Origin of the sequence: Erwinia artemisiae, assembly GCF_051400835.1 — a bacterium.
In the GTDB taxonomy this organism is placed as follows: domain Bacteria; phylum Pseudomonadota; class Gammaproteobacteria; order Enterobacterales; family Enterobacteriaceae; genus Erwinia; species Erwinia aeris.
Genome location: NZ_JBLFFM010000001.1, coordinates 526,756 through 541,178 on the forward strand (window position 1 = coordinate 526,756; position 14,423 = coordinate 541,178).

At 59.3% G+C, this 14,423-nt stretch carries 12 protein-coding genes; 10 read left to right on the forward strand and 2 right to left on the reverse strand.

Features of this window, described 5'->3' with window-relative positions; all coding sequences use genetic code 11:
* Positions 1–60: 60 nt before the first annotated feature.
* The 9 genes from ACMGEE_RS02545 to ACMGEE_RS02585 all read left to right on the forward strand — a co-directional run bounded on the left by ACMGEE_RS02545 (position 61) and on the right by ACMGEE_RS02585 (position 10,959).
* Positions 61–2,022 (forward strand): methyl-accepting chemotaxis protein, encoded by a 1,962-nt coding sequence (locus tag ACMGEE_RS02545; RefSeq protein WP_369894735.1) that lies wholly within the window; start codon positions 61–63, stop codon positions 2,020–2,022.
* A gap of 133 nt (positions 2,023–2,155) precedes the next feature.
* Positions 2,156–2,245 carry a K(+)-transporting ATPase subunit F gene (kdpF, locus tag ACMGEE_RS02550; RefSeq protein WP_125287524.1) on the forward strand — a complete coding sequence of 30 codons (90 nt, stop codon included), beginning with the start codon at positions 2,156–2,158 and terminating at the stop codon, positions 2,243–2,245.
* Positions 2,245–3,927, forward strand: a complete 1,683-nt coding sequence (gene kdpA / locus ACMGEE_RS02555) for a potassium-transporting ATPase subunit KdpA (RefSeq protein ID WP_436829614.1) — start codon at positions 2,245–2,247, stop codon at positions 3,925–3,927. The genes kdpF and kdpA overlap by 1 nt, the downstream gene beginning before the upstream one ends.
* Positions 3,924–5,957, forward strand: a complete 2,034-nt coding sequence (gene kdpB / locus ACMGEE_RS02560; protein WP_436829615.1) for a potassium-transporting ATPase subunit KdpB — start codon at positions 3,924–3,926, stop codon at positions 5,955–5,957. Before kdpA ends, kdpB begins: the two co-directional genes overlap by 4 nt.
* 10 nt (positions 5,958–5,967) lie before the next feature.
* Positions 5,968–6,543: a potassium-transporting ATPase subunit KdpC gene (gene kdpC, locus ACMGEE_RS02565; RefSeq protein ID WP_436829616.1), complete on the forward strand. Its 576-nt coding sequence runs from the start codon at positions 5,968–5,970 to the stop codon at positions 6,541–6,543.
* Between the two features lie 9 nt (positions 6,544–6,552).
* On the forward strand, positions 6,553–9,216 hold the full coding sequence (gene kdpD, locus ACMGEE_RS02570) for a two-component system sensor histidine kinase KdpD (protein ID WP_436829617.1): 2,664 nt from the start codon (positions 6,553–6,555) through the stop codon (positions 9,214–9,216).
* Positions 9,213–9,890, forward strand: coding sequence for a two-component system response regulator KdpE (kdpE, locus tag ACMGEE_RS02575; RefSeq protein WP_253454232.1), 678 nt, complete (start codon positions 9,213–9,215; stop codon positions 9,888–9,890). The genes kdpD and kdpE overlap by 4 nt, the downstream gene beginning before the upstream one ends.
* Before the next feature lie 131 nt (positions 9,891–10,021).
* A complete protein-coding gene (locus ACMGEE_RS02580; RefSeq protein WP_436829618.1) occupies positions 10,022–10,705 on the forward strand; it encodes an ATP-dependent Clp protease proteolytic subunit in 684 nt (227 codons plus the stop codon).
* Positions 10,706–10,725: 20 nt separating this feature from the next.
* Positions 10,726–10,959 carry a hypothetical protein gene (locus ACMGEE_RS02585; protein ID WP_436829619.1) on the forward strand — a complete coding sequence of 78 codons (234 nt, stop codon included), beginning with the start codon at positions 10,726–10,728 and terminating at the stop codon, positions 10,957–10,959.
* Between the two features lie 535 nt (positions 10,960–11,494).
* On the opposite strand, the gene ACMGEE_RS02590 is transcribed toward ACMGEE_RS02585, so the two are convergent.
* A complete protein-coding gene (locus tag ACMGEE_RS02590) occupies positions 11,495–11,806 on the reverse strand; it encodes a hypothetical protein (RefSeq protein WP_436829620.1) in 312 nt (103 codons plus the stop codon).
* Positions 11,807–12,106: 300 nt separating this feature from the next.
* On the opposite strand from ACMGEE_RS02590, the gene ACMGEE_RS02595 reads away from it, so the two are divergent.
* Complete coding sequence (locus tag ACMGEE_RS02595) at positions 12,107–13,000, forward strand: SDR family oxidoreductase (RefSeq protein ID WP_253454237.1); 894 nt, start codon at positions 12,107–12,109, stop codon at positions 12,998–13,000.
* A gap of 152 nt (positions 13,001–13,152) precedes the next feature.
* Here ACMGEE_RS02595 and otnK read toward each other — a convergent pair whose 3' ends face one another.
* Entirely contained in the window at positions 13,153–14,421 is a 1,269-nt protein-coding gene (gene otnK / locus ACMGEE_RS02600; RefSeq protein WP_436829621.1) for a 3-oxo-tetronate kinase, read from the reverse strand.
* Between the last annotated feature and the right edge of the window lie 2 nt (positions 14,422–14,423).

A 14,423-nucleotide genomic window follows, 5' to 3' on the forward strand; every position in this document is an offset into this window, starting at 1 on the left:
TTCACTATAACAATAAGCATTAATGCGCCCACGCAGGCGCTCTACTTTTATGAGAACACCATGGCAAAATTATCTGCATTCTGGAACGCACTGATTCCAAAAAAACTTAATCCGCTGGCCGGTCGTCCGGTCAGCAACACTTATGACTGTCGCGCCCTGCCGACCGCTTTCGGCAGCCTGGGTACCGGCGGCGGTAAAGGCCTGCTGATGGTCTTTGTACCGCCGGAAGCCGATTTCGCCCGCGTGAACGACGCGTGGCAAAAGATGAGCGCGCCGGGCCGTACCGTCTTCGCTATCTCCTCTACCGGCGCGCTGTGCGCGCAGAAAGGCCGCTCCGCCTACTGTGCCACCAACGGCCCTCAGGGCAGCTGGCTGTGGCTGCCCGAGCAGACGGTCGCCCGTCATGAGGTGCACACTATCGATCTGCAGGTGCCACGCGGCGCTACCGTTGCCGATCGTATCGACAGCATTCGCGCCCAGCTTGATCGCCTTCAGGTCAATATGTCGCTCTCTGCCGAAGAAACCTTCGCGATGATCTACTGCGACGGCCTCTCCTCTGCCGAAGGCTTTATGATGCAGGCCTGGTATGACAGCGGACGCTTCCCCTGCCTGGCTATCGGCGGCTCGGCGGGCGGCCGCACCGATTTTCAGAACACCTGGATGGCCACCAGCGGCCAGCTGCTGCAAAACAAAGCGGTGATCGTGTTCTGCCGCATGGCGAAAGGGAAATCCTTTGCGCCGTTTAAAAGCCAGAACTTCCAGCCCACGCAGCAAAGCTGGCTGGTGGCGGAAGCCGATCCCGTCGCGCGCACCGTAAGTTCGCTGTTTGACGCAACGGGTCGCCAGCAGCCTGCGGTAAAAGTGCTGGCCGACGCGCTGCACTGTAAGCCTGAGCAGCTGGAGCAAAAGCTGAAGGGCAAAACGTTCGGCGTGAAGGTGGCGGATGAGTACTTTATTCGCTCCGTAGCGAAAATCGACGCGGAAAGCCTGACGTTCTTCTGCGATCTGGAGTTTGGCGACCGTCTTTATCTGCTGGAGGCGGGCGATTTCGTTTCCGCCACGCGTAAGGACTGGGACAGATTCGTCGCCACGCATGGCAAACCGGCCGGACTGCTGCTGAACGACTGCCTGCTGCGCCGCCTTAACAACCCGGAAAGCCTGCCTGCGGCGGAGCTGTTCGACGGCGTGCCGGCCGCTGGCTTCTCCAGCTTTGGCGAAATATTCGGCGTGCCGATCAACCAGACGCTGTCCGCCCTCGCCTTTTTCGATCGCGACGTCAAAGCCATGAGCCGCTTCCCGATTGAATATGCCGACTACGCTGGCCACTATGCCCAGCGCTCGCTGCGTCGTTGGGAAGCGCTGCACACGCTGCAAACGGACGTTATTGATAAAGTGATCGACTATCAGCAGCAGATCGGGCCGGTAGTACAAACTTTCCCGCTGCTGGAAAAAGCCACCAGCCGCCAGAGCGCAGCGCTGGATGTGGCTGGCGTGAATATCGGCGAGATCGGCGAGGCGGCAACCGTCACGCTGCAGGCGCAGGATGAGCTGGGCCTTGAAATCGGCGAGCTGGAAAGAATTTCGCAGGGCATTACGCAAATCACCAGCGGCATCAGCACCATTGCCGACCAGACCAACCTGCTGGCGCTGAATGCGGCGGTGGAAGCCGCCCGCGCCGGATCGGCCGGTCGCGGCTTTGCCGTGGTAGCAGAAGAGGTACGCCGCCTGGCCCGTTCTTCTAAAGAACAGGCTGACGCCACGCGTGAAAGCATCAACGAGACGGTAGCGACCATCGCGCGGATTAAAAAGACGGCTTCTAAAACCGTTGCCACCACGGAAGATATGGCGCAAAAAAGCCACGCGGCACGCGGGCAGATCGCCAGCCTCAGCGAGCAAAACAGCGCCGAGCGCAGCGGGATGGTCGAAAATATCGACCGGCTGAAAAACGCTGCCGACGGTCTGGACGCCATGCATAAAGCGGTGGCGCAGCTGACGGTGCTCCAGGAACTGGTGCGTTCCTGATCCTGTGCGCGAGGCCCGCTGCGGCCTCACGCATTTTTATACTTTTTTTATATTTTCCCGCCGCATTTTTGCAAAATCTTTGCGGCCCACTTTTTACACTCATGGCGAAATGACTCTCTTAATGAGGTGAACCGTGAGTGTTGCAGTAATAACCGGCGTGCTGCTGGTAGCGTTGTTGCTGGGCTATCTGATTTATGCCCTGATTAACGCGGAGGCCTTCTGATGGCGGCTTCCGCATTGTTAATAGCGAGCTATCTGGCGGCGCTGCTGCTGCTGGCCTGGCCGCTGGGTCGGCTGATAGCCCGCCTGATCGATCCCCGTCCCTTACCTTTTGTCGGCGGTGTTGAAACCTCCCTCTGGCGCCTGGCCGGTCTGCGCGGTGAAATGCGCTGGCAAACCTATCTGCTGGCTATATTGCTGTTTAATGCGATGGGCTTTGCCCTGCTGCTGGCGATCCTGCTGTTACAAGGCTCGCTGCCTTTAAATCCGCAGCATTTTCCCGGCCTGAGCTGGGATTTGGCGTTAAACACCGCCGTCTCTTTTGTCACCAATACCGACTGGCAGGCCTATGCCGGCGAATCGTCGCTGAGCTATTTCAGCCAGATGGCCGGGCTGACGGTGCAAAACTTTCTCTCGGCCGCCAGCGGCCTGGCCGTCGCTTTCGCTCTAATCCGTGCGTTTGCACGTCGCTCCTCGGCCACGTTGGGCAACGCCTGGCAGGATCTCGGCCGTATCGTCCTCTGGCTGCTGCTGCCGCTTTCGCTGCTGTTTGCGCTGCTGCTGATCCAACAGGGCGTGGTGCAAAGCTTCTCCGCCTATCTGCCTTTCACCAGCCTTGAAGGCGCGAAGCAGCTGCTGCCGATGGGGCCGGTCGCCTCGCAGGAAGCGATCAAGCTGCTGGGCACCAACGGCGGCGGTTTCTTTAACGCCAACTCGGCACATCCGTTTGAAAACCCTACCGATATCAGCAATTTTGCGCAGATGCTGGCTATTTTCCTGATCCCGGCGGCGCTCTGTTTCGCCTTTGGCGAAGCGGTCGGCGACGCCCGTCAGGGACGGGTGATCCTGGCGGCGATGACGCTGATTTTTGTGCTTTGCGCCAGCGCGATGTTCTGGGCGGAGCTACAGGGCAACCCGACGCTGCGGGCGCTGGGCGTTGACGGAACCAACCTGGAAGGTAAAGAGAGCCGTTTCGGCGTGTTGGCAAGCGGCCTGTATGCGGTGGTCACCACGGCGGCCTCATGCGGCGCGGTCAACGCCATGCACGACTCTTTCACCGCGCTGGGCGGCATGATCCCGATGTGGCTGATGCAGATTGGCGAAGTAATCTTCGGCGGCGTGGGTTCGGGGCTTTACGGCATGCTGCTGTTCGTGCTGCTGGCGGTGTTTATCGCCGGGCTGATGATTGGCCGCACGCCGGAATACCTGGGCAAAAAGATCGACGTGCGCGAAATGAAAATGACGGCGCTGGCGATCCTGGTAACGCCCGCGCTGGTACTGCTCGGCAGCGCGCTGGCGATGATGAGCGACGCCGGACGCGCGGCGATGCTGAACCCCGGCGCGCACGGCTTCAGCGAAGTGCTTTACGCCCTTTCGTCCGCCGCCAACAACAACGGCAGCGCCTTTGCCGGTCTGTCAGCCAATACGCCGTTCTGGAACCTGCTGCTGGCCTTCTGCATGTTGGCGGGCCGCTTTATGGTGATTGTGCCGGTCATGGCCATTGCCGGATCGCTGGTAGCTAAAAAAATCCAGCCGGTCAGCAGCGGCACCCTGCCCACGCACGGCCCGCTGTTTGTCGGCCTGCTGATCGGCACCGTGCTGCTGACCGGCGCGCTTACCTTTATCCCCGCTCTGGCTTCCGGCCCGATAGCGGACCACCTGATGCACATGGAGCGTACCCGATGAACCGTAAACAATTGGCTCTGTTTGAGCCTTCGCTGCTGCGCCAGGCGCTGGTTGACGCGGTGAAAAAACTGTCGCCGCAGGCTCAGTGGCACAATCCGGTGATGTTTGTGGTCTGGATCGGCAGCGTGCTGACCACGCTGCTGGCGATAGCGATGGCCTGCGGCCTGGCGGGCGACGCCAGATTTACCGCCGCCGTCAGCCTGTGGCTCTGGTTTACCGTGCTGTTCGCCTGTTTTGCCGAGGCGCTGGCGGAAGGCCGCAGCAAGGCGCAGGCCAGCAGCCTGAAAAGCGTGCAGAAAACCGCTTTTGCTCTGCGGCTGAAAGAGGCCCGCCACGATGCGCCAACGGAAAAAATCGCCGCCAGCGAACTGCGCAAAGGCGACATCGTGCTGGCCAGCGCGGGCGATATCATCCCCTGCGATGGCGAAGTAATCGAGGGCGGCGCGTCGGTGGATGAAAGCGCCATTACCGGTGAGTCGGCGCCGGTTATCCGTGAGTCGGGCGGCGATTTTGCTTCGGTCACCGGCGGCACCCGTCTGCTTTCCGACTGGCTGGTGATCCGCTGTACCGCCAATCCCGGCGAAACCTTTCTCGACAGCATGATCGCCATGGTCGAAGGCGCCAGCCGCCGCAAAACGCCTAACGAGGTCGCGCTGACCATTCTGCTGATTGCGCTGACGCTGGTCTTTCTGCTGGCGACCGCTACCCTTTGGCCCTTTTCGGCCTGGAGCGGCACGCCGGTCAGCGTAACCGTGCTGATTGCGCTGCTGGTCTGCCTGATCCCCACCACCATCGGCGGCCTGCTCTCCGCCATTGGCGTTGCCGGGATGAGCCGAATGCTGGCGGCCAACGTGATCGCTACCAGCGGCCGCGCCGTAGAGGCAGCGGGCGACGTCGATATCCTGCTGCTGGACAAAACCGGCACTATTACGCTCGGCAACCGTCAGGCTTCCGACTTTCTGCCCGCCAGCGGCATTGCGGAGCAGCGGCTGGCGGATGCGGCGCAGCTGGCTTCGCTGGCCGATGAAACGCCGGAAGGCCGCAGCATCGTGGTGCTCGCCAAGCAGCGTTTTAACCTGCGTGAACGCGATTTGCAGCAGCTACAGGCGACGTTTATCCCCTTTACCGCCCAGACGCGAATGAGCGGTATTAACCTGCCGGAACGCAGCATTCGCAAAGGCTCGGCCGACGCGATCCGTCGCCATGTGGTCGCCAGCGGCGGTCAGTTCCCGGCGGAGATGGATGAAAAGGTCAACGAAGTCGCGCGCCAGGGCGGCACGCCGCTGGTAGTGGCGGAAAACCTTGAGGTGCTGGGCGTGATCGCGCTGCGGGATATCGTTAAAGGCGGCATCAAAGAGCGCTTCGGCGAGTTACGCAAAATGGGCATCCGCACCGTGATGATCACCGGCGATAACCCGCTGACCGCCGCCGCTATCGCCGCTGAGGCGGGCGTGGACGACTTTCTTGCCGAAGCGACGCCGGAAGCGAAGCTGGCGCTGATCCGCCAGTATCAGGCCGAGGGCAGACTGGTGGCGATGACCGGCGACGGCACCAACGACGCGCCCGCGCTGGCGCAGGCCGACGTGGCGGTGGCGATGAACTCCGGCACCCAAGCGGCGAAAGAGGCGGGCAACATGGTGGATCTGGATTCCAGCCCGACCAAGCTGATTGAGGTCGTGCATATCGGCAAACAGATGCTGATGACGCGCGGCTCGCTGACTACCTTCAGCCTCGCCAACGACGTGGCGAAATACTTTGCCATTATCCCGGCGGCGTTTGCGGCCAGCTACCCGCAGTTCGGCGCGCTGAACATAATGCATCTGCATTCGCCTTCGTCGGCCATTTTAAGCGCGGTGATCTTTAACGCGCTGATCATTATCTTCCTGATCCCGCTGGCCCTGCGCGGCGTCAGCTATAAGCCGCTCAGCGCCGCCGCGCTGCTGCGCCGCAACCTGGGGCTGTATGGCCTGGGCGGGCTGGCTCTGCCGTTTATCGGCATCAAACTTATCGATTTGCTTCTTCAGCTGTAGGAGGTTTACCGTGTCGCAACTGCGTCCCGCGCTTTTTATGATGGCTTTTTTACTGCTGCTCACCGGCGGCGTTTACCCGATGGTCACCACCCTGCTGGGCCAGTGGCTCTTTCCGCAGCAGGCGGGCGGCTCGCTGCTGTTGCTTGACGGCGAGGTTCGCGGCTCGCGGCTGCTGGGCCAGGCGTTCAGCCAGGCAAAATATTTTCAGGGACGACCGTCGGCGACGGCGGAAACCCCTTATAATCCGCTGGCGAGCGGCGGCAGCAACCTCGCGCCCGGCAATCCCGCGCTGGATAAGCTGTTTGCCGATCGGCTGGCGGCCGCCCGCGCAGAAAACCCGGACGCCAGCGGTCGGGTGCCGGTCGATCTGCTGACCGCCTCCGCCAGCGGGCTGGATAACGGCATCTCACCGGAGGCGGCGCGCTGGCAGACGCCGCGCGTGGCGAAAGCACGCCAGCTGTCGCCCGAAACGATTAGCCGCCTTATCGCCGCGCACACCCGCTATCCGCTGTTCAGTTTCAGCGGCCAGCCGTATGTTAACGTGCCCGAACTGAATCTTGCTCTGGATGCGCTCAGCAACAAATAAGGAACCGGCATGGCCGATATGCTTCGCCCCGATCCCGATCGCTTACTGCAACAGACCCACGAGCGGCCGCGCGGCAAACTGAAAATTTTCTTCGGCGCCTGCGCGGGGGTAGGCAAAACCTGGGCGATGCTTCAGGAGGCGCGGCGGCTGCATGCGCGCCAGCTGGACGTGCTGATAGGCGTGGTGGAAACGCACGGCAGGCAGGAGACGGCGGCGCTGCTGCAGGGCCTGCCGCGCCTGCCGCCGCAGCAGCGCCAGCATCGGGGCCGTCAGGTTGAGGAGTTCGATCTGGACGCCGCGCTTGCGCGTCATCCCGCCGTGATTTTGATTGACGAGCTGGCGCACAGTAACGCGCCCGGCTCGCGTCATCCCAAACGCTGGCAGGATGTGAAAGAACTGCTGGCGGCCGGGATCGACGTGCTGACCACCGTCAATGTGCAGCATCTGGAAAGCCTGAACGACGTGGTCAACGGCGTTACCGGCATTCAGGTGCGCGAGACGCTGCCCGACCCGTTTTTCGATGCCGCCGATGAGATAATCCTGGTGGATTTGCCGCCGGACGATCTGCTGCTGCGCCTTAAACAGGGCAAGGTGTATACCGGCGACCGCGCTGACCGGGCGGCCGAGCACTTTTTCCGCAAGGGCAACCTGATTGCTTTACGCGAGCTGGCGCTACGGCGTACCGCCGATCGGGTAGATAACCAGATGCAGGCCTGGCGCGACGGGCGCGGGCGGGACAAAGTGTGGCACACGCGGGATGCGGTGCTGCTTTGCGTGGGCTACGACGAAGGCAGCGAAAAGCTGGTGCGCACCGCCGCGCGGCTGGCGGCCAGGCTGGGCAGCGAATGGCATGCGGTCTGCGTGGAAACGCCAGGCTGGCTGCGGCTGACGCAGCAGCAGCGCCGCACCGCGCTGGCCTCGCTGCGTCTGGCGCGTCAGCTCGGTGCGGAAAGCGCCGTATTGGCCGACGCCTCTGCGGATAAGGCGATTGCGCGCTACGCTCGCGATCACGATCTGGGCAAAGTGGTGCTGGGACGCGGCAGAGGTCGTCATCTGTTCCGCTCGTCTTCGCTGGCCGATCGCCTTGCCGCCCGCGCGCCAGAACTCGACCTGGTGATCGTTGCGCCCGGCGACAGGCCAGCCGCCGCCGCGCCGCCGCAAAGACAGGCTCGACGCTGGCGTCAGGGCATACGCGGCTGTCTGCTCGCCACGGCGCTCTGCGCGCTGATTACCTTTATCGCCAGCCACTGGCTGCTGGCTTTCGATCCCGCCAACCTGGTGATGCTCTATCTGCTGGGCGTAGTGGTAGTGGCGCTCCAGGCCGGACGCTGGCCCTCGGTGTTCGCCACAATAATCAACGTTGTCAGCTTCGATCTCTTTTTTGTCGCGCCGCGCGGTACGCTGGCGGTTTCTGACGCGCAATATCTGTTAACCTTTGGCGTGATGCTCAGTGTCGGGCTGCTGGTTGGCAACCTGACGGCGGGCGTGCGCTATCAGGCGCGCATTGCTCGCTATCGTGAAAGACGCACCGGCCAGCTTTACGCCCTTTCCAGCACGCTGGCGAAGGCCCGCAGCGCGCAGGAAGTAGCGGCGGCAAGCCAGCACGCCGTTTATACTATTTTTCATGCCGACAGCGCGCTGCTGCTGCCTGACGAAAACGACAGGCTGGTGCGGCAGCTGCCCGCACCAAACGTAATGAGCTGGGACGAAGGCATTGCCCGCTGGAGTTTCGTACAGGGTGAACCGGCGGGCGCCGGAACCGATACGCTGCCCGGCGTGCCTTATCAGATCCTGCCACTGCGCGCCGCAGAGAAAAGTCTTGGCGTGATGGTAATCGCGCAGCAAACGCCGCCCGCGCTGCCTGAACAGCAGCAGCTGCTGGAAACGGTGCTGCTACTGACCGCCAGCGCGCTGGAGCGTTTACAGCTGACGGCCAGCGAAGAGCAGGCGCGCGTAATCGGCGAGCGTGAGCAGCTGCGCCATTCGCTGCTGGCCGCCCTTTCTCACGATCTGCGCACGCCGCTTACCGTGCTTTTCGGCCAGGTGGAGATCCTGACGCTGGATCTGGCCTCGGCCAGGCTGCCTCAGGCTCGCCAGGCAAGCGAAATCCGCCAGCATGTGCTGCGGCTGACGCGGCTGGTGAATAATCTGCTGGATATGGCCCGTCTACAGACCGGCGGCTTTCATCTGAAGCGTGAATGGCTGACGCTGGAAGAGGTAATCGGCAGCGCGCTGACGACGCTGGATCCGGGCGGCAGGCAGCCCGTTACGCTGGAGATGGCCGATCCGCTGGCACTGGTTCACGTTGACGGCCCGCTGTTTGAACGGGTGCTGATCAACCTGCTGGAAAACGCCATGAAATATGCAGGCGCAGCGGCGCAAATCGGCATCAGGGCGCAGACGCGTCCGGGCGAGCTGACGATCGAAGTCTGGGACAGCGGCCCCGGCTTGCCCGCTGGTCAGGAGCAGGCGCTTTTTGCTAAATTCACTCGTGGCGATCGGGAATCGGCCATTCCCGGCGTGGGGCTGGGTCTGGCAATCTGTCAGGCGATCGTCGAGGTGCATAACGGCGTGATTACCGCCCATCAACGTCCGCAGGGCGGCGCGAGCTTCAGAATTAGCCTGCCGCAGGCGCCGCTGCCGGACATAGCAGAAACAGGTGAAGCGCTGTGACAACCGTACTGATTATTGAAGATGAAAAAGAGATAAGCCGCTTTCTGCGCATCGCGCTGGAAGGCAGCGCCCTGCGCGTCTTCGATGCCGGCACGCTACAGCGCGGCCTGCTGGAGGCCGCTACCCGCAAACCGGATCTGGTGATCCTGGATTTAGGGCTGCCGGACGGCGACGGCCTGACCTTTCTTAAAGAGTTCCGCCAGTGGAGTCAGAAGCCGGTAATTGTGCTGTCCGCCCGCAGCGAAGAGGAAGATAAAATTGCCGCGCTGGATGCGGGAGCCGATGACTATCTTACCAAGCCTTTCGGCATCGGCGAGCTGGAGGCGCGCCTGCGGGTAGCGCTGCGACGCACGACGCACGATACGCAAAGCGATCCGGTTTTCGCCTTTTCCGATGTGCAGGTCGACCTGGCAGCAAGGCGCATTACGCGCGCGGGCGAGGAACTCCATCTGACGCCAACCGAATTCAGGCTACTTGCCGTACTGCTTAACAATCACGGCAAGGTGATGACGCAGCGGCAGCTGCTGGTACAGGTTTGGGGGCCTAACGCCTCGGAGCACAGTCACTATCTGCGCATCTATATGGGCCACCTTCGGCAGAAGCTGGAAGAAGATCCGGCCCGGCCTCGCCATCTGCGCACGGAAACCGGCGTCGGCTACCGATTTATGCTCTGAGCATAATTTGTTACATTCCTTTATGCGGCGAAAAATTAATATCCGTCCTGCCTCACAGTTTATTATCCGTAGGAAGGTTAGCCTGCAAAAGCAATTCGCTTAAATGATGTTATGCATTGTTAAGGATAATGATGAAAAAGATATTTACTACGGTGGTTACCCTCGCCGGATGGCTGGCTGCTTTTATGCTTCCGGCCGACGCGGCACTTTCTGTGACCCAGCGCACCGATATCAGGCCCGCAAAATTTAAATCCGCCCGCATTATTTTTAACGGCGATATTACGGCAAATAAATCGCTGGAGTTTATCGACGCGTTGGACAAGCTGCATTACGCCTCGCCAGGGCTGAAAGAGATTACACTGTATATCAACAGCTATGGCGGTGATATGGACAGCGGCTACCTGCTTTATCAGGCGATAAAAAATGCGGCCATTCCCATTACGGCCGTTAATATTTCGATGACCGCTTCTTCGGCTACGCTGATGTATTGCGCAGCAAAAAAAAGACTGGTTATGCCTTTAGCGACTTTTCTGTTACATCCGGCTGCGGTAGAAAACCTGAATTGCCAGTATATCAAGCCTGACGAGCTGGCAGCGTTAAAACAGTTAAGCAACAAAGGCAATGTTATTTTTGAGCAAATTTATCGTCAATGTACCAATTTAAACGACGGTGAAATCGCTTCTTTGCTGGCCAGTGAATCTACAAGACTGCTACTGAATGCCGGCCAGGCGATCGAGCGCAAAATGGCAGAAGGCATAAGCGAAGGACTGGCTCAGGCCGATATTTCGCTGATTATTACTGATGACAAAGCGTAAAATTTAACAGGGAATTGTGAATGAGAAAGCTATTAGTGTCGTTACCGCTGGTCACTCTGTTTATTTCTGGCTGCGCCATCGAAAATTTAGATCCTGAAGACGTAAAGCCGTCGCCCTTACCAACCATGCCCTCTCCGCTGGCGAAACCGACTAAACAACAGCGCGGCGCGATTATGTCGGGTGAAAACCCGGACTGGCGTGAAGCACCCGGCCCGGTTGTACCCCGTAGTCAAAAAAACAGGCCTGGTTTTTAGCAGCAAAAGAAGCACAGGTCGTACTGGTTTTGCTCGCCTTTCGCCGCTTTTATCGGCATTTCATCTTTGGGCAGGTCATCAGCTCACGCTGCGCCGCAGGTCGTCAGAGCATTTCAGGGACACTGGCCGCAGCGTCGCTGACTTGCCTGTTATCATTGAACAGGCTGACGCTGAGCGGAGTGTTTTCATTGGCCTGTGCGTTTTTATTGGGCAGACTGCTGCCAGTGGCTTATTCGTTTTCGTTGCACGGGTTATTGACGCTGGCCCGATGGCTGGCGTTGAACATGCCATTAACCGTTGGCGTTGATTGCGCCCTGCTCTTGCCCGCATGTCTGCCTTTTAATTGCGAAAATCCAGCGCCGCCATAGCCAATTTTATATTCACCATTGAGCACGCTGAGATAACATTAATATCCATCAGGTTAACAGCTTATTTCCATAAATATAAATCATTACTCGACACAGTTAACATTACCAGGCGAAATAACAATTCACACCCAAAAGGAACAACATCATTTGCCATGGGGTTAATATCATCAGGAAAAATATAATATCCAGTTGACCCCCTGCCTCACAATAAAACAGAGGAATATAGCTACAACCAGCACGGAAGGCATGATGGACAGGATAACGCCCCATGCTTTTGCCGGCCTTTCCAGGTCGATCAGGCAGAATATTAGTAGCGTCAGCGCAACGGCGACAGTAATGTTAATAATTGTAAACGGCAGGATAAAATAGTCTGTTCCTCTGTAGTTTTTACAAAAATAAAATACAACAAGAAGAAATACACTTAGATTACCCCACCCTATTGCAATATTCAGCCAACAGGCTGACGCAATATTAACCATATAATAACCTTTTCTTAAAAGATAAAGCTTTAGCTTGGTACTTTCGCTTGCTCTGGCTATGCTTATGCCAAAAAAACGCAGATTTTAAGGGATAAATTAAAGGAGACATTAAAAATACAATCGTGAACCATCGTTAATTAATGCCATATCTTACCAGAAAAGATTAACTTCAGACGTAAACCCTCTTAATCAAACCCTAAAATCGCGCGCTTTTACCATTATTTTTGCAGCTGAACGTGACAACCATCACGTTTGTGCCAGGCTTATGTTTTCGAATCAACACCGATGAAGGAGTACATCATGAGCGAACAAACTAAAAAGTCCTTGCTGACCGTTGACTATCCGACCCCGCCATTCCCGGAACAGCCTCAGCAGGCGCCAGGCCTTGCCAGCAAAATGATCCCACAACCCGATCACGGTGAAAAAACCTATCGCGGCTCTGGCCGTTTGCAGGGACGTAAAGCGCTTATTACCGGCGGTGATTCCGGTATCGGTCGTGCCGTTGCTATTGCCTATGCCCGTGAAGGCGCAGACGTGGCCATCGGTTACCTGCCGGAAGAAGAATCCGACGCGGCGGAAGTGATTAAGCTTATCGAGGCGGAAGGCCGTAAAGCGGTTGCACTGCCGGGCGATATTCGTTCCGAAGAGTTTTGTAAAAAGCTGGTCAGCGACGCGGTAAGCCAGCTGGGCGGCCTGGATATTCTGGTGAACAATGCCGGACGCCAGCAGTATAACGAGTCTATCCGCACGCTGAGCACCGAAGATTTTGATGCGACGTTCAAAACCAACGTCTACGCCATGTTCTGGATCACCAAAGCGGCGGTGGATCATATTCCACGCGGTGGCGCCATTATTAACACCTCTTCCGTGCAGGCCTATAGCCCAAGCGCTATCCTGCTGGACTATGCGCAGACCAAAGCTTCTATCGCCGCCTTTACCAAAGCGCTGGCGCAGCAGCTGGGCGAAGAAGGCATCCGCGTTAATGCGGTTGCGCCTGGTCCATACTGGACGCCGTTGCAGTCCAGCGGCGGTCAGCCGCAGGAAAAAGTGAAGCAGTTTGGCGGCAGCGCGCCGCTGGGCCGTCCGGGACAGCCTGCGGAGATCGCCCCGCTTTACGTGACGCTGGCCTCAACGGAAACCAGCTATACGTCCGGCCAGGTCTGGTGCTCCGACGGCGGTACCGGCACGCTGTAATAGTCACAGCTGATATAATGGCCGCCTGCGGGCGGCTTTTTTGTGCGTGGCGACCGCTGATTAGGCCAGCTACGGCCCCCGTACAGATATCGCCATCGGCCTCTTCGCCAGCGCCAGAATCATCCGCCAATATTTACATAGCAAATCTGTCTCTAATCATCGCCCCGCAGCGCATCGACGGCTCGGTCAAAGAAGTCTCTGCCGCCAAAATTACCCGACTTCAGCGCCAGCGCTACAGGCTGCCTGCCGCGCGACACCATCGATGGAACGCCGGTATCTATTTCTGCGCCGATAGTCAGCGCGCCCAGCCCTAATGCGCTGACCACCGCCCCGGACGTCTCGCCGCCGCCGACCACAATCCGTCGCGTGCCGGCCGCCACCAGCTGCTGCGCGGTTTCGCCGAACAGGCTGTCCAGCGCGGCCGCTACCCGCTCGCGACCATACTGCTCCTGCACGCGTTTTACGGCCTCGGGATCGCCGGAGGAATAGACCAACGGCGCGCGGCCCTGATGCTCGGTGATAAAGGCCACCAGCTGCGCCGGTCCCGTTTCGCCGCTCAGCACGTCTTTGACCTCAATCATCATTACAGGATGGTTTTTCTGATGTTCGGCTATCTGTAAACGCGTCGCGCCGGAACAGCTGCCGACCAGGATAGCTTCCGGCCCGTCGATAAGGGGAGCCTGCGCCTGTTTCCCTTTTGCCCGCCCCTGAGCGATGAAATTATGCGGCAAGGCCAGCGCAATCCCCGATCCGCCCGTAACGAGTTTCGCGCCCTGGCAGGCGCGGCCGAGGGTAGTCAGATCGTGCTCGCTAATCGCGTCCACAATCAGTAGGGTGCGCGTCTGCGGCTCGTTGATAGCCTGCTGTAAAACCTGGCTGCCCTGCACTACGGTCTGCCACGCAATATGTGCAACCGGGTTGGCGCTTTGCCGCCGCAGCACGCGCCGCAGATCCGCATCCGTCATCGGCGTCAGCGGATGATGCTCCATGCCGGACTCGTTCAGCAGCTTATCCTGTACAAAAAGATGCCCCTGATAAACCGTACGTCCCAGCGCCGGGAAAGCCGGGCACATTACCACGCTGCGGACTTCCAGCAGCGCCGCCAGCGCGTCCGTGACCGGCCCGATGTTGCCGCTATCCGTAGAATCGAAAGTAGAGCAATATTTGAAAACGATCTGTTCGCAGCCCTGATCCAGCAGCCAGCGGCAGGCCGCCAGCGACTGCTCCACGGCCTCGCTGGCGGCAACGGAGCGGCTTTTTAACGCCACCACGCCCGCTTCTACATCCGCGTCGGCGGGCATCGTCGGTACGCCGGAATACTGCGTGGTGTTAAGTCCGCCCTCGCCGACCAGCCCTTTCGCCAGCGTTACCGCGATATCGCTGGCGCCGGTAAAATCATCTGCAATTACGCCGATTAGCATCC